This window comes from Herbidospora galbida, assembly GCF_005233835.1.
Lineage (GTDB): Bacteria > Actinomycetota > Actinomycetes > Streptosporangiales > Streptosporangiaceae > Herbidospora > Herbidospora galbida.
In genome coordinates, this window is record NZ_SZQA01000032.1 from 23,009 (window position 1) to 42,526 (window position 19,518).

The 19,518-nt window shown below is 72.7% G+C and carries 20 protein-coding genes and 1 riboswitch; of the genes, 6 read left to right on the forward strand and 14 right to left on the reverse strand.

Annotated features, from left to right (window positions below; translation table 11 throughout):
- The first annotated feature begins 20 nt into the window (after positions 1–20).
- From FDA94_RS28030 to FDA94_RS28045, 4 genes are read left to right on the forward strand one after another with little or no spacing between them, the layout of a single operon-like run.
- The gene (locus FDA94_RS28030; RefSeq protein ID WP_137250073.1) at positions 21–842 is read left to right on the forward strand and encodes an ABC transporter permease; all 822 of its coding nucleotides are present in this window, start codon (positions 21–23) and stop codon (positions 840–842) included.
- On the forward strand, positions 818–1,513 hold the full coding sequence (locus FDA94_RS28035) for an ABC transporter ATP-binding protein (RefSeq protein WP_137250074.1): 696 nt from the start codon (positions 818–820) through the stop codon (positions 1,511–1,513). The genes FDA94_RS28030 and FDA94_RS28035 overlap by 25 nt, the downstream gene beginning before the upstream one ends.
- Positions 1,510–2,475, forward strand: coding sequence for an ABC transporter substrate-binding protein (locus FDA94_RS28040; protein WP_137250075.1), 966 nt, complete (start codon positions 1,510–1,512; stop codon positions 2,473–2,475). Before FDA94_RS28035 ends, FDA94_RS28040 begins: the two co-directional genes overlap by 4 nt.
- The gene (locus FDA94_RS28045) at positions 2,472–3,578 is read left to right on the forward strand and encodes an LLM class flavin-dependent oxidoreductase (protein WP_137250076.1); all 1,107 of its coding nucleotides are present in this window, start codon (positions 2,472–2,474) and stop codon (positions 3,576–3,578) included. Before FDA94_RS28040 ends, FDA94_RS28045 begins: the two co-directional genes overlap by 4 nt.
- Before the next feature lie 6 nt (positions 3,579–3,584).
- Here FDA94_RS28045 and FDA94_RS28050 read toward each other — a convergent pair whose 3' ends face one another.
- The 8 genes from FDA94_RS28050 to rpe form a co-directional block, all read right to left on the reverse strand.
- Positions 3,585–4,037 (reverse strand): PH domain-containing protein, encoded by a 453-nt coding sequence (locus FDA94_RS28050; protein WP_137250077.1) that lies wholly within the window; start codon positions 4,035–4,037, stop codon positions 3,585–3,587.
- A gap of 11 nt (positions 4,038–4,048) precedes the next feature.
- Positions 4,049–4,528, reverse strand: a complete 480-nt coding sequence (ribH, locus tag FDA94_RS28055; protein ID WP_137250078.1) for a 6,7-dimethyl-8-ribityllumazine synthase — start codon at positions 4,526–4,528, stop codon at positions 4,049–4,051.
- A 9-nt stretch (positions 4,529–4,537) separates the two neighbouring features.
- Positions 4,538–5,806, reverse strand: coding sequence for a bifunctional 3,4-dihydroxy-2-butanone-4-phosphate synthase/GTP cyclohydrolase II (locus FDA94_RS28060; RefSeq protein ID WP_137250079.1), 1,269 nt, complete (start codon positions 5,804–5,806; stop codon positions 4,538–4,540).
- On the reverse strand, positions 5,803–6,435 hold the full coding sequence (locus tag FDA94_RS28065; protein WP_137250080.1) for a nicotinamide mononucleotide transporter family protein: 633 nt from the start codon (positions 6,433–6,435) through the stop codon (positions 5,803–5,805). The genes FDA94_RS28060 and FDA94_RS28065 overlap by 4 nt, the downstream gene beginning before the upstream one ends.
- Positions 6,432–7,019 (reverse strand): riboflavin synthase, encoded by a 588-nt coding sequence (locus FDA94_RS28070; protein ID WP_137250081.1) that lies wholly within the window; start codon positions 7,017–7,019, stop codon positions 6,432–6,434. The genes FDA94_RS28065 and FDA94_RS28070 overlap by 4 nt, the downstream gene beginning before the upstream one ends.
- Positions 7,020–7,021: 2 nt before the next feature.
- The gene (ribD, locus tag FDA94_RS28075; RefSeq protein WP_246060203.1) at positions 7,022–8,077 is read right to left on the reverse strand and encodes a bifunctional diaminohydroxyphosphoribosylaminopyrimidine deaminase/5-amino-6-(5-phosphoribosylamino)uracil reductase RibD; all 1,056 of its coding nucleotides are present in this window, start codon (positions 8,075–8,077) and stop codon (positions 7,022–7,024) included.
- An 88-nt stretch (positions 8,078–8,165) separates the two neighbouring features.
- Positions 8,166–8,296, reverse strand: a riboswitch (FMN riboswitch).
- A 135-nt stretch (positions 8,297–8,431) separates the two neighbouring features.
- Complete coding sequence (locus FDA94_RS28080; RefSeq protein ID WP_137250082.1) at positions 8,432–9,211, reverse strand: oxygenase MpaB family protein; 780 nt, start codon at positions 9,209–9,211, stop codon at positions 8,432–8,434.
- A gap of 9 nt (positions 9,212–9,220) precedes the next feature.
- Positions 9,221–9,880, reverse strand: a complete 660-nt coding sequence (rpe, locus tag FDA94_RS28085) for a ribulose-phosphate 3-epimerase (RefSeq protein ID WP_137250083.1) — start codon at positions 9,878–9,880, stop codon at positions 9,221–9,223.
- A gap of 75 nt (positions 9,881–9,955) precedes the next feature.
- Here rpe and FDA94_RS28090 point away from each other — a divergent pair, with 75 nt between their 5' ends.
- Together FDA94_RS28090 and FDA94_RS28095 are read left to right on the forward strand one after the other, a co-directional pair.
- Positions 9,956–10,849, forward strand: coding sequence for an ATP-binding cassette domain-containing protein (locus tag FDA94_RS28090; RefSeq protein WP_137250084.1), 894 nt, complete (start codon positions 9,956–9,958; stop codon positions 10,847–10,849).
- On the forward strand, positions 10,849–11,637 hold the full coding sequence (locus FDA94_RS28095; protein ID WP_137250085.1) for an ABC-2 transporter permease: 789 nt from the start codon (positions 10,849–10,851) through the stop codon (positions 11,635–11,637). The genes FDA94_RS28090 and FDA94_RS28095 overlap by 1 nt, the downstream gene beginning before the upstream one ends.
- Here the strand turns inward: FDA94_RS28095 and FDA94_RS28100 are convergent.
- The 6 genes from FDA94_RS28100 to FDA94_RS40070 form a co-directional block, all read right to left on the reverse strand.
- Positions 11,618–13,027, reverse strand: a complete 1,410-nt coding sequence (locus FDA94_RS28100; protein WP_137250086.1) for an RsmB/NOP family class I SAM-dependent RNA methyltransferase — start codon at positions 13,025–13,027, stop codon at positions 11,618–11,620. The two genes, FDA94_RS28095 and FDA94_RS28100, sit on opposite strands and share 20 nt — an antisense overlap.
- Positions 13,028–13,075: 48 nt before the next feature.
- Positions 13,076–14,002 (reverse strand): methionyl-tRNA formyltransferase, encoded by a 927-nt coding sequence (gene fmt / locus FDA94_RS28105; protein WP_137250087.1) that lies wholly within the window; start codon positions 14,000–14,002, stop codon positions 13,076–13,078.
- A complete protein-coding gene (def, locus tag FDA94_RS28110; RefSeq protein ID WP_137250088.1) occupies positions 14,002–14,550 on the reverse strand; it encodes a peptide deformylase in 549 nt (182 codons plus the stop codon). The genes fmt and def overlap by 1 nt, the downstream gene beginning before the upstream one ends.
- Positions 14,551–14,595: 45 nt before the next feature.
- Complete coding sequence (locus tag FDA94_RS28115; protein WP_137250089.1) at positions 14,596–15,855, reverse strand: hypothetical protein; 1,260 nt, start codon at positions 15,853–15,855, stop codon at positions 14,596–14,598.
- A 23-nt stretch (positions 15,856–15,878) separates the two neighbouring features.
- A complete protein-coding gene (locus FDA94_RS28120; RefSeq protein ID WP_137250090.1) occupies positions 15,879–17,564 on the reverse strand; it encodes a hypothetical protein in 1,686 nt (561 codons plus the stop codon).
- Between the two features lie 287 nt (positions 17,565–17,851).
- Positions 17,852–19,435 (reverse strand): primosome assembly protein PriA, encoded by a 1,584-nt coding sequence (locus FDA94_RS40070; RefSeq protein WP_342778556.1) that lies wholly within the window; start codon positions 19,433–19,435, stop codon positions 17,852–17,854.
- Positions 19,436–19,518 lie beyond the last annotated feature (83 nt).

Genomic DNA, 19,518 nt, shown 5'->3' on the forward strand with positions numbered 1-19,518 from the left:
GCTCTCTGCGAGGTTCCCGTATGTCCGTCGTCGAGCTGGCGCGCCCGGTTGGGAAACCGCGCGCCACGCCGAAAGGGCCGCGGCGCCGCGTCACCGCGTGGCATCGCTGGCTGAGCCCGCTCGCCCTGCTCGTGATCTGGCAGATCGCCAGCGCGACCGGCCTGCTCCCCGAACGCCTGCTGGCCGCACCGGCCACTATCGCCTCCACCGCCGTCGAACTGACCCAGGCGGGGACGCTGCCGACCGCGATCGGGGTCTCGCTCCAGCGGGTGCTGATCGGCTTCCTGGTCGGCGGCGCGGCCGGAATCCTGCTGGCCCTGGTCGCGGGGCTGAGCCGGGCGGGTGAGAACGCGGTCGACCCGATCATGCAGGCGCTGCGGGCGCTGCCGTTCTTCGGCCTCATCCCGCTGTTCATCCTCTGGTTCGGCATCGGCGAGGAGCCGAAGATCCTGCTGGTGGCCCTGGCGGTGTCGTTCCCCCTCTACCTGAACACCTTCTCCGGCATCCGGGGCGTCGACGGCAAGCTCGCCGAGGTCGCCAAGACGCTGAAGCTGTCGCGCGGCCAGCTGATCAGGCACATCGTGCTGCCGGGCGCGCTCCCCCAGACGCTCGTCGGGCTGCGGCAGGCCCTCGGCGTGGCCTGGCTGGCGCTGATCGTGGCCGAGCAGGTGAACGCGACCACCGGCCTCGGCTACATGATCAACGACGCCCGGGAGTTCCTGCGCACCGACGTGATCGTGGTCGGGCTGCTCGTCTACAGCGCGCTGGGCCTGGCCACCGACGCGATCGTCCGGCTGCTGGAGAGGAGGGCGCTGGCATGGCGACGCGGCTTTCTGGCGTAGCGCGCGCGTTCGGCGACCGGGTCGTGCTCGACTCGCTCGACCTGGAACTGCGCGACGGCGAGTTCACCGCCCTGCTGGGCCGCAGCGGCTCCGGCAAGTCCACCCTGCTCCGGGCCCTGGCCGGGCTCGACGACGAGGTCACCGGGAAGATCGACGTCACCGACTCGGTCGCGGTGGCCTTCCAGGAGCCCCGGCTGGTGCCGTGGAAGCGGCTGCTGGCCAACATCACCCTCGGGCTCGACGCCCCCGCCGACAAGGCGAAGGCGGCGCTGGCCGAGGTCGCGCTGACGGAACGTTCCGACGCCTGGCCGCTCACCCTCTCGGGCGGGGAGGCGCAGCGCGCCAGCCTGGCCCGCGCGCTGGTCCGCGAACCCGAACTGCTGCTGCTGGACGAGCCGTTCTCCGCCCTCGACGCCCTCACCCGGATCACCATCCACCAGCTCGTGCTGGAGCTGTGGGCCCGGCACCGCCCCGCCGTGCTGCTCGTCACGCACGACGTGGACGAGGCGCTGCTGCTGGCCGACCGGGTGCTGGTGCTCGACGAGGGCCGCATCGCCCACGACATCTCCATCACGGCCGACCGTCCCCGCCACCGCGAGGACCCGGACCTGGTCACCCTGCGAACCATCCTGCTCGCCGCGCTCGGCGTCTCACCCGAAGGAAGATCATGAAACGCGCACTGCTGGCCGCCGTCCTGCTGCTGGCCGCCGCCGCGTGCGGCGCCCCGTCCACCGACGCCGGCGGCGCCTCCGAAGGGACGATCACGTTGCGCGTGGGCGACCAGAAGGCCGGGTCGCAGGCACTGCTGAAGGCGGCCGGGCTGCTCGACGGCGCCCCGTACAAGATCACGTTCGCCCAGTTCACGTCGGGGCCGCCGCTGCTGGAGGCGATCAACGCCGGGGCCGTCGACATCGGCGGCGTGGGCAACACGCCCCCGATCTTCGCGGCGGCGGCCGACTCGAAGATCAAGATCGTGGCGGCCTACAAGCAGAACGTCACGGGGGCGGCGGTGGTCGTACCGGCGAACTCGACCCTGACCAGCCCGGCCGACCTCAGGGGCAAGAAGATCGCGGTGGCCAAGGGCAGCTCCTCCCACCACCACCTGCTGTCGGTGCTGAAGAAGGAGGGCCTGAAGTTCTCCGACATCCAGCCGCAGTACCTCCAGCCCGCCGACGCGCTGGCCGCCTTCTCCGGCGGCACCGTCGACGCCTGGACGATCTGGGAGCCGTTCACCTCGCAGGCGATCCTGCAGCACAAGGCGAAGGTGCTGGTCGACGGCACCGGCTACGTCAACGGCCTGAACTTCACCGTCGCCGCCCCGGAGGCCGTCGAGACCAAGGCCGACGCGGTCCGCGACTACCTCACCCGGCTCGCCAAGGCCCGTGAGTGGGCGCTCACCCACAAGCCGGAATGGGCCAAGGTGTGGGCCGCCGAGACCGGCCTGCCGCAGGAGGTCGCCGACGCGGCCGTCGACAACGCGGTCTCCTCGCCGATCGTCATCGACGACGCGGTGGTCACCTCGGAGCAGGAGATGGCCGACGCCTTCGCCGCCGAGGGCCTCATCCCGGGCGGCCTGAAGTTCGCCGACTTCGTCGACCAGCGGTTCAACGACATCGTGGGGGCGGCGCGATGAGGTTCCACTGGTTCCTGCCGACGACCGGCGACGGCCGCTCGATCGTGGCCGGCGGCCACGGCCTGGGCCGCACCCACGGCGACGCCGAATACCGCCCGCCGACGGTCGAATACCTGGGCCAGATCGCGAAGGCGGCCGAGCAGGTCGGCTTCGAGGCGGTGCTCACCCCGACCGGAACCTGGTGCGAGGACGCCTGGCTCATCACGGCGGCCCTCACCCAGGTGACGACCCGGCTGAAGTTCCTGGTGGCCTTCCGTCCGGGCCTGCTCTCCCCGACGCTGGCCGCCCAGATGGCCGCGACCTACCAGCGCGTCTCGAACGGTCGGCTGCTGCTGAACGTGGTGACCGGCGGCGAGGCGGCCGAACAGGCCCGGTTCGGCGACCACCTGAGCAAGGACGAGCGCTACGCCCGCACCGACGAGTTCCTCAGCGTCGTCCGGGGCGCCTGGCAGGGCGGCTTCGACTTCTCCGGCACCTACTACGACGTGACCGACGCCCGCGTCGCCGCCCCGCCGGAGCCGACCCCGGAGATCTACTTCGGCGGCTCCTCCGGCGCGGCCGGCCCCGTGGCCGCCAAGCACGCCGACGTCTACCTGACCTGGGGCGAACCGCCCGCGCAGGTGGGCGAGAAGCTCGGCTGGATCCGCGACCTGGCTGCCGCCGAAGGGCGGACGCTGCGGTACGGCGTCCGCCTGCACGTCATCACCAGAGACACCGCCGAGGAGGCCTGGGCCGAAGCCGGCCGCCTGCTGGAGCGCATCCCGAGCGGCGACATCGCCAAGGCCCGCACGCTGCTGTCGACCAGCGAGTCGGTCGGCCAGAAGCGGATGCTGGCCCTGCACGAGGGCTTCAAGAGCGGCAAGGCCCGCGACCTGGAGATCCACCCCGGCCTGTGGGCCGGCGTGGGCCTGGTGCGCGGCGGCGCCGGGACCGCGCTGGTGGGCAGCCACGCGGAGGTCGCCGACCTGCTGGAGGAGTACGCCGCCCACGGGGCGTCCGAGTTCATCCTGTCGGGCTACCCGCACCTGGAGGAGGCCTACTGGTTCGGCGAGGGCGTGCTGCCCGAGCTGCGCAGGAGGGGCCTGGTCGAGAAGGCGGCCTGACCGGGCCTAGTGGTCGGGCGCCTCGCTCTTGATCTTGATCAACGCGTTCAGTTCGGCCACCGCCCGCGCCGCCCGCGCCTTCTCCGAGCCCTGGATCCCCATCGCCCCCACGACGCTCCCGTCGGCGAGGTCGAGGCGGGGCCAGGGCTCGGCGTCCGGCAGGGAGACGCCGAGGATCTCGGCCCACTCGTAGCGGTGCACCCGCACGGCGTTGACCACGGTCACGCCGTCGTCGTCGGCCACCACCCGCAGGCGGCCCAGCAGGTGGAGGATGAAGGCGACGGCGCAGCCGAAGACGAAGACCCCGATGCGGTCGGGCAGGTGGAACTGCTCCGGGAGCACGACCGCCAGGATCAGGGCGCCGCCCACCATGATCGCCGCGAGCGTGTAGGCCACGACGCGGGCCCTCTTCGGACGCCAGACGACAGGGAGGGGCGGCGCGGGAACACTCGGGAACATGAGACCGAACGTTAGCGCGATCCGGGGGTGAGGCCGCGCAACAGGACCGCCGTCTCCAGGGCCGCGACGGTCGCCTCGTAGCCCTTGTCCTCCTTCGAACCGGGCAGGCCCGACCGCTCGACGGCCTGGTGGACGCTGTCACACGTCAGCACGCCGTTGCCGACGGGGGTCGACTCGTCGAGGGAGACCCTGGTCAGGCCGCTGGTCACCGAGTCGCACACGTAGTCGAAGTGCGCCGTCCTCCCCCGGATGACCGCGCCCAGCGCCACCACGGCGTCGTGGGTGCGGGCCAGCGCCTGGGCCACCACGGGGATCTCCAGCGATCCGGCCACCCGGACCACGGTCGGGGTCGCGCCGCAGTCCTTGGCCGCCGCGACGGCCCGCTCGACCAGCTGGTCGGTGATCTTCTCGTGCCACCGGGCCGCGACGATGCCCACCGTCAGGCCCTGCGCCTCGACCGGCCACGTCTCCGGCCGTCCGCCGCCACTCATGCTCTCTCCTTAATTCTCGGGCAGATTCTCGACGCGAGCCACGGCCGGCCTTCGGCCGTCCGCGTCTCGCTCGGGGATCTCATGACCAAGTCGGTCACGCTTGGCGTACAGGTACTTCTCGTTGTACGGGTTCACGGCGATCGGCATCGGCTCGCGGCCGAGCACCTTGATGCCGTATCCGTCCATCCCCCGCATTTTGGCGGGGTTGTTGGTCAGCAGGCGCACCGATTTGACCCCGAGGTCGCCGAGCATCTGCCCCGCGTTGGAGAACTCGCGGGCGTCGACCGGCAGGCCGAGTTCGAGGTTGGCGTCGACGGTGTCGTGGCCGTCGTCCTGGAGGGCGTAGGCGCGCAGCTTGGCGAGCAGACCGATGCCGCGGCCCTCGTGGCCGCGCAGGTAGACGACCACGCCGCGGCCCTCTCCGGCGATGGCGGCCATGGCGTGGTCGAGCTGCACGCCGCAGTCGCAGCGCAGCGAGCCGAGCACGTCGCCCGTCATGCACTCGGAGTGGGCCCGGACCAGCACGTTCTCGCCGTCGTCGAGGTCGCCGTAGACGAGCGCGACGTGCTCGCCGCCGTCGAGGGAGCTGGCGAAGCCGTAGGCCTTCCACATGCCGTAGCGGTTGGGGATGGACGTCTCGGCGACCCGGGTCACCACGCGCTCGGTGCGGCGGCGGAACTCGATGAGCTGCTCGATGGAGACCAGCGCGAGGTCGTGCTCGTCGGCGAAGGCGCGCAGCTCGGGCAGCCGGGCCATGGTGCCGTCGTCGTTGGTCACCTCGGCCAGCGCGCCGGCCGGGGTCAGCCCGGCCAGCCGGGCCAGGTCGACGGCGGCCTCGGTGTGGCCGGGCCGGACCAGCACGCCGCCGTCGCGGTAGCGCAGCGGGAAGATGTGGCCGGGCCGGACCAGCTCGAACGGCTCGGTGGCCGAGTCGGCCAGGGTGCGGATGGTGCGTGCCCGGTCGGCGGCGCTGATGCCGGTGCTGACCCCGTCACGGGCGTCGACGCTGATCGTGTACGCCGTCCGCATGCGCTCCCGGTTGTCGTTCACCATCAGCGGCAGCCCGAGCCGGTCGAGGTCGTCGCCCCGCATGCCGACGCAGATGACGCCCGAGGTGTGCCGGATCGTGAAGGCCAGCGTCTGGGCCGTGGCCTTGGACGCGGCGAAGATGAGGTCGCCCTCGTTCTCGCGGTTCTCGTTGTCGACGACCACGACCGGCTTGCCGTCGCGGATGTCGGCGATGGCCCGTTCGATCGGGTCGAGCCTGATGTCGTTCATACTGCGACGGCCTCCTTCTGCTGCCACTGCTTGCGCCAGTTCACGAATCCGGTGAGGACCAGGACGAAGAACACCGCGTACACCGCCCCGGAGACGACGAGCCCCGACCGGAAGGCCAGCGGCACCCCGACGAGGTCGACGGCGATCCAGACGAGCCAGAAGTCGGTCAGCGCCCGGCCCTGGGCCCAGGTCGCGACCGCGCTGCCGACGAAGATGTAGGCGTCGGCCGCCACCAGGAAGTACCCCTCGGGCAGCGGCGCGTGGGCGCCCCACGAGAGCCCGGTGACGAAGAAGAACCAGCCCACCAGGGCGGTCCCGACGACGACGGTCCCGGCCAGGAACAGCCGCTCGCCGTACGTCGCGGGCCGCACGGCCAGCTCCTCGCCCTGGCTCTTCCAGCGCACCCAGCCGTAGACGGCCAGCACGCCGAACAGGACCTGCTTCAGCGCGTTGCCGGTCAGCCCGGCGTCGACCGACGCGGCCAGCAGCAGCACCGACGCGCTGAGCTGGACCGGCCAGGTCCACAGCGACCTGCGGATGGCGAACACGACCGTGGCCAGGGCCAGGATGTTGCCGATGAGGTCGGTCCACAGGACGGTCGTCCCGAGGACCTCGAAGCCGGCGTTCATCGGGCCACCAGCTTCTCGACGTACTTCGCGATGACGTCGGCCTCCAGGTTCACCGGGTCGCCGGCGACCTTCCGGCCGAGCGTGGTGAGCTGGAGGGTGGTGGGGATCAGGCTCACCGTGAACTCCGCGTCGGAGACCGACGCCACGGTCAGCGACACCCCGTCGACGGTGATCGAGCCCTTGTGCACCACGTAGCGGGCCAGGTCGGCGGGCAGGGAGATGGTCACGACCTCCCAGTGCTCGTCGGGTTCCCTCTTCAGCAGGACCCCGGTGCCGTCGACGTGGCCCTGCACGATGTGCCCGCCGAGCCGCTGGTCGGCGCGGACGGCGCGCTCCAGGTTCACCGGCGAGCCCACGGTCAGCGCGCCGAGGCTGCTGCGGTCGAGGGTCTCCTTCATGACGTCCACGGTGAAGACGTCGTCACGCACCTCGACGACCGTCAGGCAGACGCCGTTGACGGCGATCGAGTCGCCGTGCCCGGCGTCCTCGGTGACCGTGGGGCCGCGGAAGGCCAGCCGGGCCGCCTGCGGGAGGGGGTCGACGGCGACGACCTCGCCGAGTTCCTCGACGATTCCGGTGAACATGCTCAGTTCTCCTTCGGGGGCGCCGGCCGCGCGGTCACGCGCAGGTCCGGTCCAATGGGGACGACGTCTTCGAACTCCCAGCGGTGGATGCCGCCGACGCCCGTCACCCCGGCGTCGCCGAGGGCGGCGGCCCCCGAGCCGAGGAACGCGGGCGCCAGGTAGGCGACGACCCGGTCGACCAGACCGGTGCGCAGGAAGCTTCCGGCGAGGGTGGGGCCGCCTTCGAGGAAGACGCTGACGATCTGACGCCGGTGGAGTTCGGTCAGCAGGGCGGGCAGGTCGAGGCCATGAGGGCCGCGCGGGACGCGCAGGGCGTCCTCGCGGGGGACGTCGGCCCCGACGGCGAGCAGCGTCGGCGCGGCGCCGTCGAGCACCTTCGCGCCGGGGGGTGTACGCCCCTCGCTGTCGACCACCACCCGCAGCGGCGTGGCCGGTCCGGGCCGGACCGTGAGATGGGGGTCGTCGGCCAGCACGGTGCCGATCCCCGCCATGATCGCGTCGTGCTGCCCGCGCAGGCGGTGGACGTCGGCGCGGGCCTCGGGCGAGGTGATCCACTGGCTGGTGCCGTCGGCGGCGGCCGACCGGCCGTCGAGGGTCGCGGCGAACTTCCACGTGACGAACGGCCGCCGCAGCCGCGTGTACGTCAGCCAGTGGGCGTTCCCCCGCTCCGCCTCCGCCCGCAGGAGCCCGCTCTCGACGGCGACGCCCTCGTGACGCAGCCTCTTCAGGCCGCCGGCCGCGACGGGGTTGGGGTCGGGCACCGCGACGACGACCCGCGCGATCCCGGCCTTCAGCAGGGCCTCGGAGCACGGGCCGGTCCGGCCGTGGTGGTCGCAGGGTTCGAGGGTGACGTAGGCGGTGCCGCCCCGGGCCAGCTCACCGGCCTCGCGCAGCGCCCAGATCTCGGCGTGCGGGCCGCCGGCGGCGGCGTGGAAGCCCTCGCCGACGACGGAGCCCCCGGCGGAAGTGATCACGCACCCGACCACCGGATTCGGGCTCGTCGTGCCCAGCCCGCGCGCGGCGAGGTCGATCGCCCGGCGCATGAAGTGGTCGTCCACCCCGGTCCCTTCCCAAAAATCAGGGCTCCGGGGCATGGGCATGGAAGCGCCCAAAGACGGACGCGCCCCGAAAGAGGGACCTCGTCCGCCGCGTGCTGCCTCCCATCCGGACTTTCACCGTCGGTCCTGGAATTCCACCAGGTCAACCGGCCGATGGATTCGGCCGGGTCGCGGACTGTCACCGCCGGTTCGGACTTTCACCGACCCCGGAGCACGCATTGCTTGTTTCTTACGGCAGATTCACGAACGCGAGCCACGGCTGGCCTTCGGCCGACCGCATCTCGCTTCCGATGTGCGTAAAGGCTGTTGCCTACGCAAGTTATTCCCAGTCTGCCACGAGGGTTCCGGGCGGCGTCAATGTGGCGCCGGTCGCAGTGCCCTCGGGACGGCGTTCAGGCCGGTCCGGACGGTGCGCAGCGTCATGGTCGCCCACACGTCGCCGAACGGGGTGGCGGGCAGGCCGTAGAGGCGTCTGGCCCACCGGGGCAGGCTGGCGAAGGCCACGGCGGTGATCCACGGGAAGATCGGCTTGATCAGGGTGAGCCGGGCCGGCAGCGGCGGGTTCAGCGACATCAGCAGCGGGTGGGGCGCCTCGGGGACGAACCGCAGCTTCGGCCGTTCGGCGTCGATGTAGTCGCGCATCTCGGCCACCGTGTGGGGCACGTCGCCGGGTGACAGGCCGACGACCTCGGCGGCGCGGCGCCATTCGTACACGAACTGATCGGCCTCGTCGTCGGTCAGGGGAACCCCGGCGCGGCGGGCCGTGGACAGGTAGGAGTCGACCTCGCCGACGTGCACCCAGCGCAGCGCGTCGGGCTCGTCGAGGTGGTAGCGGTCGCCGACGTCGGGATCGTAGGCGGTCAGGGTGGCGTGGATCTTGCGGACCCGGCTCGCGGCCTTCTCGACCTCGGCGGCGGTCCCGTAGGTGCGCACCCGGACGAACTCGGTCGTGCGCAGGAACCGCGCCCACGCCTCGGAGGGGTCGAACAGGGCCGAGTTCTGGATCACCCCGCGCATCGCCCGCGGATGGAGGCCCTGCATCAGCAGGGCCCGGAAGCCGCCCACGAACAGCACCGGCTCCGCCATCACCCGCCAGGTGACCGAACCGGGGCCGAACAGCCCGTCTTGGTTCATGACCTCACGCTACGCCCCCTCGGCGAGCGCACGAAGGGCCTGCACCGCCCCGGCGGGGTCGTCGCGGCCGTAGACGGCGTTCCCGGCCACGAAGACGTCGGCGCCCGCCTCGGCGCAGCGCTCGATGGTCTCGTCGGCCACCCCGCCGTCGACCTGGATCCAGACCTCCAGGCCGTGCTTGGAGACCAGCGAGCGGGCCCGGCGGATCTTCGGCAGCACCCCGTCGAGGAACGGCTGCCCGCCGAACCCCGGCTCGACGGTCATCAGCAGCAGCATGTCGATCTCGGGCAGCAGGTCTTCGTAGGCGTCGACGGCCGTCGCCGGGTTCAGCGCGAACCCCGCCCGCGCGCCCTCCTTCCTGATCGCCCGGAGGGTGCGTACGGGCGCCTTGGCCGCCTCGGCGTGGATGGTCACGCTCTTCGCGCCCGCCTCGGCGTAGCCGACGGCCCACCGGTCGGGGTCTTCGATCATGAGGTGGCAGTCGACCGGCGTCGAGACCGCCTTCAGCAGCGCCTCCACCACGGGCAGGCCGAGCGTGAGGTTGGGCACGAAGTGGTTGTCCATCACGTCGACGTGGAGCCAGTCGGCCACCCCGGCGACCCGGGCGGCCTCGTCGGCCAGGCGGGCGAAATCGGCGGACAAAATGCTGGGCGAGATCTGTACGGCCATGACGCCGCAGTCTACGCGGCAAGGTTTTGTCCCCTCATGAACCTGCGGATGATCAGCGCGAACTAGCCTCGAACCATGATCAGCGCATCCGGCCTGACCAAGGTCTACGGAAGCAAGACCGCCGTAGACCACGCCGACTTCACGGTCCGGCCGGGTGTGGTGACGGGCTTCCTCGGCCCGAACGGGGCGGGCAAGTCGACCGCGATGCGGCTGGTCCTGGGTCTCGACCGGGCGACCTCCGGCTCGGTCACCGTCAACGGGCGGTGCTACCGCGACCTGCCCGCGCCGCTGCGCGAGGTCGGCGCGCTGCTGGAGGCCAAGGCGTGGCACGGCGGGCGGTCGGCGTACGACCACCTGCGCTTCCTGGCCCTCACCAACGGCATCCCCAAGGCCCGCGTCCGCGAGGTGCTCGACATCGTCGGCCTCCACGACGTCGCCGGGAAGCGCGCCAAGGGCTACTCCCTCGGCATGGGCCAGCGGCTCGGCATCGCCGCCGCCCTGCTGGGCGACCCCTCGATCCTGATGTTCGACGAGCCGGTGAACGGGCTCGACCCCGAGGGCATCCTGTGGATCCGCCGGCTGATGCAGTCGCTGGCCGCCGAAGGACGCACCGTGTTCGTCTCCAGCCACCTGATGTCGGAGATGGCGGTCACCGCCGGGCACCTGATCGTGATCGGCCGGGGCCGGATCCTGGCCGACACCCCGATGGCCGACTTCATCCCGCCCAGCCACGTGCGGGTCCGCTCCCCCGACCTCCAGGCTCTGGGCCGGACCGTCGCCGCCGAGAACTGGCGGGCCCGCGCCGCCGACGGCGCCCTTCTCGTGTACGGGGTGACGCCCGCCGACGTCGGCGACCTCGCCCACCGGAACGGGATCCGGGTGCACGAGCTGTCGCCCGTCCACCCGTCGCTGGAGGAGGCGTTCATGCGCCTGACGGCCGACAGCGTCGAGTTCCACGGGGGCGGTTGATGGCCCTCCGGAAGGCCACCTTCGCGGGAGCCGTGGCCGGAGAGTGGATCAAGATCTGGACCGTGCGGTCGACGCTGTGGAGCATGTTCTCCACCGTCGTGGTGACCGTGGGGCTGTCGTCGCTGCTGTCGCTGGCGTACGCGCTGTCGTACGACCGGCTCGGCTTCCGGGCCCGGCTGGCCTTCGACCCGGTCGCCTACGGGCTGGCCGGGCTGAACTTCGGGGTGATCACCCTGGGCGTGCTCGGGGTGCTGGTGGTCTCGACCGAGTTCTCGTCGGGGCTCATGCGGACCTCCCTGTCGGCCGTGCCGCGCCGCTCGCGGCTGCTGGCGGCCAAGGCCGTCGTGCTGGCCGTGATCGCGCTGGTCGTGGGGCTGATCTCGTCGTTCGCGGCGTTCTTCGCCTCGCAGGCGATCTTCTCGATGCGGCGGCTCGGCGTCGGGATCGGCGACCCCGAGGTGCTGCGCGCGGTCACCGGCGGCGGGCTCTACCTCACGCTGATCGCGCTGATCTCGCTCGGCGCGGGGGCGATCGTGCGGCACACCGCCGGGGCGATCACGTCGGTGCTCGGGGTGCTGTTCGTGGCGCCGATCTTCGGAGTGTTCCTGCCGGAGGACTGGGGGCGTACCGTCCAGAAGTTCCTGCCCCCGGCGGCCGGCAGCGCCATTCTGACCACCCGCGAGACGCCGGTCACCCTGCCTCCGTGGGAGGGGTTCGGCGTCTTCGCGGGCTACACGGCCCTGGTGCTCGTGGTCGCCTTCGTCCTGTTCAGGCGTCGCGACGTCTGAGCAGCGCCAGGAACATCGCGTCGGTGCCGTGGCGGTGCGGCCAGAACTGCGCGTAGGGACCGTCGCCGAGCCCCGGGACCTCGGGCAGGTAGGAGCGGGCGTCGAGCGTCTCGGCCAGGTCGCCCACGTCGCCCACGACGGCCCGCGTCTCGGCGATGTGGGGCGAGCAGGTCACGTAGGCGACCACGCCGCCGGGACGGACCGCCCGCAGGGCAGACTTCAGCAGCGCCCGCTGGAGCGCGGTCAGCTCGGGGATGCCGCGCGGATCACGCCGCCACCGCGCCTCCGGACGGCGGCGCAGCGCCCCTAGGCCGGTGCACGGCGCGTCGAGCATGACCCGGTCGAACACGCCCTCGCGCCACGGCGGGTTGGTGCCGTCGGCCACCACGACGGTGGCCTCCTTGGTCGCCTGCCAGACCAGCCGGGCCCGGTGCTCCTGCGCGTCGCCCGCGAGCAGCCGGGCGCCCGTCTGGGCGGCCACCGCGTCGAGCAGGCCCGCCTTGCCGCCGGGACCCGCGCACATGTCGAGCCAGGTGCCGTCGCGGTCGTCGAGCGGCACCCGGGTCAGCGCGAGGGCGACGAGCTGGCTCGCTTCGTCCTGCACCGCCGCGCGGGCCTCCCCGACCGCCTTCAGCCGGCCGGGGTCACCGTCGACCAGGTAGGCGCCGTAGGGCGAGTAGGGCGCGGGCTCGGCCCCGGCGTCGACGAGCTCGTCGATCGTGGCCCGGCCCGGCCGCGCCACGAGGGCCACGCGGGGCCGCTCGTTGTCGGCTTCGAGCGCCTTGGCGGTCTCGTCGATCGACCCCCCGATGGCGTCGCGCAGGGCGGTGACGATCCACTTCGGGTGGCTGTAGGTGACGGCGAGGTGGCCGATCGGGTCGTCTTCGACCGGCGGCGCGACGGCCTTCAGCCACTCGTCGAGCGAGCGCTGGCTGACCTTGCGCAGGATCGCGTTGGCGAACCGCGACGGCCCCTGGCCGACCCGCAGCCGGACCAGGTCGATCGTGGCCGAGACGGCGGCGTGAGCCGGGATGCGGGTGCGCAGCAGCTGGTGGACGCCCAGGCGCATGGCGTCGAGGAGCGGCGGGTCGATCTCCTCCGGCGGGCGGTCGCTGCAGGCGGCGATCACCTCGTCGTAGGTGCCCAGACCCCGCAGGGTGCCGTAGGCCAGCTCGGTCGCGAGGGCGGCGTCGCGGCCGGAGATGTCACGCTGCCGCAACATCTGCGGCAGCAGCAGGTTGGCGTAGGCGTCGCGCTCGTCGACGGCCCTCATCAGGTCGTACGCCGCGTTTCTCGCCTCGTCACGGACGGGCTTGGGGGGCCTCGGAGGGCCGCCGCGCCGACCGGTGGAGCGGGCCCGTCCTGAGGGGTTGTTGCCCCGGTTCGTCATCTGGCGGTTGCCTTTGGTTGGTGGTGGCGAGCGATCATTCAGGGTAGCTCAGCTGAGGTGGTCGCCTTCCCCGATTCGGGCACCACGGGCCCAATCGCCCGCCGTCATGGGCTTCTTCCCCTCGGCCCTCACCTCGCCGAGCAGAACGGGGTGACTGGCCGTGCCGACCCAGATCCGGTTCTTCTGGACGCGGATCTCCCCCGGCGCCAGTTTCTCGGCGTCGGGGGCCTGCTCGACCCTCCCGAGCTTCAGGCGGTGACCTCGGAACTCGGTCCAGGCGCCGGGATTGGGCGTACAGGCCCGGATGAGCCGGTCGACCCGGAGGGCGGGGGCGGTCCAGTCGACCCGGGCGTCGTCGACCTGGATCTTGGGCGCCAGGCTGACCCCCTGGGCGGGCTGCGGACGGGCTTCGAGCTCGCCGTCTTCGATGCCGTCGATCGTGGCGGCCAGCAGGCCCGCCCCCGACTCGGCCAGCCGCGCCAGCAGCTCGCCACTGGTGTCGGAGGGCCGGATCTCCTCGGTGACCACGCCGAACACCGGACCGGCGTCGAGCTCCTTGACGATGCGGAAGGTGGCGGCGCCGGTGATCTCGTCGCCGTGCAGCACGGCGTGCTGGACGGGGGCCGCGCCGCGCCAGGCCGGCAGCAGCGAGAAGTGCAGGTTGACCCAGCCGTGGACCGGGATGTCGAGCGCCGCCTGCGGCAGCAGCGCACCGTAGGCGACCACCGGGCAGCAGTCGGGCGCGATCTCCCGCAGCCGGTCGAGGAACGCCGGGTCGCCAACCTTCGCGGGCTTCAGCACCTCGACGCCCGCCTCGGCGGCGAGCTCGGCGACCGGGCTGGGGTGCAGCCGGCGGCCGCGCCCCGACTGGGCGTCGGGCCGGGTCACCACGGCCACCACCTCGTGGCGGGAGGCCAGCAGGGCCCGCAGCGACGGGAGCGCGGTCTCGGGGGTGCCCGCGAAGACGAGACGCACTAGATGGCCCTCCCGCCGGTCGCGTGGGGCGAGAACCGCACGACCGGGGCGGCCAGGCCGCTCCACTCGGCCTCGCGGACCGCCTTCATGGCGAGCTTGCGCTGGCGCTGGTCCATGCGGTCGATGAACAGGATGCCGTCGAGGTGATCGGTCTCGTGCTGCAGGCAGCGGGCCATCAGGTCGGTGCCCTCGATCGTGACCGGGTCGCCGTGCATGTTGAAGCCCTTGGCGACCGCGCGGATCGCGCGCGGCGTCGGGAAGGCCAGGCCGGGGAAGGACAGGCAGCCCTCCTCGCCCTCCTCGTCGCACTCGGCGCCCAGGTCGAGGACCGGGTTCACCAGATGGCCGACCACGTCGTCGATGTTGTAGGTGAACACGCGGAGCCCGACGCCGATCTGCGGGGCGGCGAGGCCGGCGCCCGGGGCGTCCATCATCGTGTCGGTCAGGTCTTTGACGAGCTTGCGCAGTTCCTTGTCGAAGGTCTTCACCGGCTCCGCCGGAGTGCGCAACACGGGGTCGCCGAACAGGCGGATCGGCTGAACTGCCACCAGAGGGCTCCTTCGACTAGGGATCAGCCCAGTTTAAGGGCGCTCTCAGCGCGACCGGGTCTTCATCGCCGCCTTGCGGGCGGCCTTGGCGACCACGACGTCGGGGTGGTTCTTGCCGAGCAGTTCGAGCACGGCCAGGGCGTCGGGATGGTCGGCCGCGCCCATGATCGGCACCAGGCTGAGCAGGTCGTCGCCGAGCACGTCGAGGTCGCCGCCCTTGGCCGGGGCGCCCAGGTAGAGCAGGGCGGCCAGGGTGTCGACGGCCACCCACGCGCCGTCGGTCTCGCCGAGGGCCGGGGCGTCGAAGTCGCGCACGCCCAGCCAGGCGGCGGCGTAGCGCCACATCAGCGGCTCGTCGAGCGCCTCCCGCACGGCGGGGGCGGCCTCGGGGCCGAGCTCCTCCAGGATGGTGCCGGCGGTGCCGCGCTGGGCGGCGTTGCCGGTCGCGGCGATCTTGATGAGGTCGCGGGCGGCCTCCTCGGGGGCCCGCCGCTCCAGCCACAGACTGGCCGCGCTGGCCGACGCCTTCCCGGCGATCAGCGCGTCGATGAGCTCGCCGGCGGTCAGCAGGGCCAGGCCCTCGATCTCGCTCAGCGAGGGGGCGTCGTGGCCCTCGCGCAGCAGGTCGCGGCGGACCGCCCAGACGCCGATCGGGGTCAGCCGCACCGAGTCGGCCCCCGCCGGTTCGATCAGCCCGCAGTAGGCCAGCAGCTCCATCGCCGCGGCGAGCTCGGCGGGCAGCGCCACGCGCAGCCGCCGCAGCTCCTTGAGCCCGGCCTCGCAGCCGACCTCGTGGGCCTGCAGGATCCCGGTCGTCAGCAGCGGGATCGCCATGCCCTCGCGCACCGAGTACATCGTGGCCAGGATCTCGGTCAGGTGCTCGTCGACGACGGCCGAGCCGGTCAGGCCCTGCCCCCCGGTCTGCTGCCCGTCGGTCTGGCGCTCGTCGGTCCGGTCGAGCACATCCATGACGACGCCGTCCCAGAACTCCATCGTGTCGCGCACCCCGGGCCCCGGCCGGGCCCCCTCGGGGGTGATCTCGATGAGGCGGCCGTTGACCGCCACGATCCACAGCAGGCGCAGCCGGTCGGCCTTCAGGCCGAGGTCGTGGACGACCTGGGCGGCGTCACCCGGCAGCAGGGTGTGATCGCCGGCGACGGGGCGGGTGCCGGTCCAGGCGGCGAGGCGGGCCGCGTCGCGTACCAGGGGGACCGCCCGCACCTGAGCGGCGAGCTCGTCGTCGAGCGCCAGCTCGACCGGCGGGAAGGTGAGCACGTCGCTGTCGAGGATCGCTGAACCTGGCATTCCTGCAACTTACTCCACAGTGGTTACCTGATACCCCGCGAACGAGCCTTGAAGGCGGCCTTCCTGGCGGCCTTGGCGGCGTTGCGGTCAGGCAGGGTGTGCCCGAGCATTTCGAGCACCTGGACGACGTCGGGGTGCTCCACCTTCCACATGTCCTCGATCACCTCGGGCGAGGGCCCGGAGGCGGCCATGTTCTCGGCGAACGACTCGGGATCGGCCTCGGCCGCCGGGATCGCCAGGGCGAGCATGTCGACGCTGACCCAGAGCATCTCGTCTTCGGTCAGCGGCGGCGCCCCCAGCCGGCGGGCCGACAGCCAGTGGATGACGTGAGGGCGCAGCTCCTGGTCGGACAGGTAGCGCCGGACGGCGGGCTCGGCCTCGAACCCCAGCCGGTCGACGATCGTGACGGCCACCCCGCGCACCTCGGCGGGCGCCCCGACGACGGCTTCGAGCAGCTCCCCGGCGGCCTCGGCGGGCGACCGGGCGCCCAGCCACCGGACGATGTCGGGCTCGGCCGCCTCGGGCGTGATCCCGTCGGACAGCAGCCCCGCGATCAGCCCGCTCGCGTCGCCCTCGGCCAGGTCGGGCGCGATGGGGGCGTCGAGGCCGAGTTCGGCGTACATCTCCCGGATCCCCCACATGCCGTGAGGGGTCAGCATGAGACCCTCGACCGTGATGGCGACGGTGCCCGCCGCGACGAGCCCTTCGAGGGCCTCGGTCAGGTCGCCCACCGGCCCGTCGTCGGCCACCTCGCTGAGGTAGTCGCCCACCGCCTCGACCGGGACCGGCACCTGGAGCCGGTAGAGCAGGTCGTGGATGGCGTAGACCTCCTTGTCGACCACCGCCGACCCGGTCACCTCGCCGCGGTCTTCGCCCAGGAACTCGACCAGCCCGACCCAGAGGTCGAGCACGTCTTCGTCGGCCCGCTCCTCCAGGGCCCGGAACCCGGCCTCGGCGCTGACCTGGACGCCGTCGAGCTCGGCGAGCCCGAGCTCCAGCGCCAGCCCCCAGGCGACCGAAGGGCGGGCCACCCCGCGCCCGGCGAGCACCTTGGCGTCTTTGACCCTGAGGGCCTTGCGGGTGGTCGCGGTGGCCCCGCTCTCGACCATCCAGGCCACGACGGTGTGGGCGTCGCGCAGCAGCGGCACCTCGCGCACCATCTTGGCCACCTCGCCCGGCGCGGCCAGCCGCACGGGCGGCAGCGGCGCGCAGCCGGGACAGTCGCAGTCTTCGTCGAGGGTGAGGCTGCGCCCCTGCCCGAGCCGCGGCGCGGCGTCGTCGACCCCCGGCTCGATGAGCTCGAAGGTGTCGGCCCCTATGACACTGAAAATGCTCTTGGCCATGCCGAACTTGGACGAGTCGGCCAGCGCCGCCGGCATCAGCGGCCCGACCCGGTCGAGCGTGGCCCGCATCTCGGCTGCGGTCGGGCCGTCGACCGCGTCGGTGGAGGCCAGGAAGTCGACGAGCGAGTGGGCGGCCGCGACGGTTCCCGCCGCGCTGTCGGGCGGGGTGATCACCTTGCGCGGGTAGATCTCCAGCAGCAGTTCCTCGAAAGTGGCGGGCCGGAAATCACCCGGCGCACCGACTTCGAGGTAGTCACTGGCGTAGTCGCAGAGCAGCCTGATCTCATCGGCATCGGGCGTGACGCCGTTCTCGTGCCCCCACACACGCAGGCCGTCGATGGCCCGGTTCACCCATTCGATCGACACAGGGAGACGCTAACGGGTTACTGACCGCATCGCGAATCGACGCCCTCGCCCCTAGATCAGGTCACAGCAGATCAACCACCCCGATCCCCACCCTGACCACCTCGGAGACCTTCGCGGCGGCGAGATCGCGGTCACCCGAGCCGGCTTTCGGGACGGCCGCTTTCGGGCCGGCGCTCCCGAGTGGGCCCGCGGATTTCGGCGGCCCTCCGCTTGCCGGCCGCACGCGCGGGATCACCACAGGTCCCATGGATCGACCACTCTCCGCGTGCCACCCGGAATGGCAGGGGTCACAACAGATCCAGTGGATCGACGTCCACCCGGACCACCTCGGCGGCCTTCCGGGCGGACCTGACCCCGGCGGCGCCCTTGAGGACCCTGGCCAGGTCGGCCCCCTTGGCCTTGGGCGCCCGCAGGACCGCCCGCTCCTCTTCGGTACGCCCGACCGGCACCGGCCCCAGCACCTCCACGCCCTCGGGGAGCGCGGTGATCGCCAGCATCTCCCTGATCGCGGCCGGCGACCCGGTGAGCGTGGCGACGTGGGTGACGGGCGGGAACCCGAGCTCGGCTCGGTCGCGGAGCTCGCGTTCGGCGTGGGTGACCGGATCCCACCGGACGAGGGCCTGGGTGACCGTCGCCTGGGCGTCGGCGAGCACGACGACCTCCCCGCCCGGCCGGACCAGCGCCGCCGCGTTCAGCCACCTCCGCAGCGCCTCCTCGGCGGACCTGAGGTCGGGCCTGCTCAGCATCGCCCACCCGTCGAGCAGCGCCGCGGCCGCGTAGCCGCCCTCCGCGACGGGTTCGGCCCCCGGCGTGGCCACCACGAGCGCCGGCGCGTCGGGCACCGACGCGAACACCCCGTCGCGCCCCGACGTCGTGACCCTGGTCGAGGGGAACGCCCGCCCCAGCTCTTCGGCCGTCCTGCGCGCCCCCACGACGGCCGCTCGCAGGCGCGGGGACCCGCAGTTGTGGCAGCGCCAGTCTCCGGCGATCCGGCCACACCAGCGGCAGTAGGGCGCCGCGTGCCCGTTCGTCAGCGCCAGCGGCCCGGAGCAGTTCGTACACCGCGCCCGGGTCCGGCAGTTCTGGCAGTTCAGCGCGGGAAGATATCCACGCCTCGGGACCTGGACGAGCACCGGCCCCCGCTCCAACCCGGCCTTGAGCGCCCGCCACGCGACGCTGGGCAGCCGCGCCGCCTTGGCCGCCTGGTCGCGCCCGAGCTCGGCGTCGTCGCCGGCGGGCCTGACCCGGGGCGCCCACCGCCTGACCTCGTCACGGGCGGCGGTCAGGGGCTTGGCCCACCCGGTGGCGATGAGCCGCGTCCCTTCGGCGGTACGCGCGTACCCCCCGATCAGCATCGCCGCACCCGCCGCGTGCACCCGGGTGGCCAGGACCTCCCGGGCGTGCGGGTAGGGCGCCAGCCGCTCGGAGTGCAGGTCGTCCCCGTCGTCCCAGAGCACCGCTAGCCCGAGGTCGCGTACGGGCGCGAACGCCATCGCCCGGTTCCCCACGGCGACCGTGACCTCTCCCCGCAACACCCTGAGCCACCGCCGATACCGCTCGGCGGGCCCGAGGTCGGCGGTGATGGCGACGTGGGGGGTGTCCTGGAGCGCGGCCCCGACGAGCGCGACGTCCTTGCCGTCGGGGACGACCACGACGACCCCCCGCCCGGCCGCGACGGTCTGCCGAACGGCTTCGGCGACGGCACCGGGCCAGGTCGGCGGCCCACCCGGCAGGGCGGTCCAGACGGCCCGCACCGGTCGGCCGTCGCGAAGCCCGGCGAGGAAGGAGAGACCGGCGGGATAGGCACCCCAGTAGTCACTGACGGGGCCATCGGACTCGCCCAGCCCGTGAGCGGCGACCTCCCCCTTCACCTGTCCAGAGGTCTGGGTGGCGGGAAGGGGAGCGACGTCGTCCTGTCCTTGTCCGGATGCCCGAGAACCCGCGCCGGCGCTGG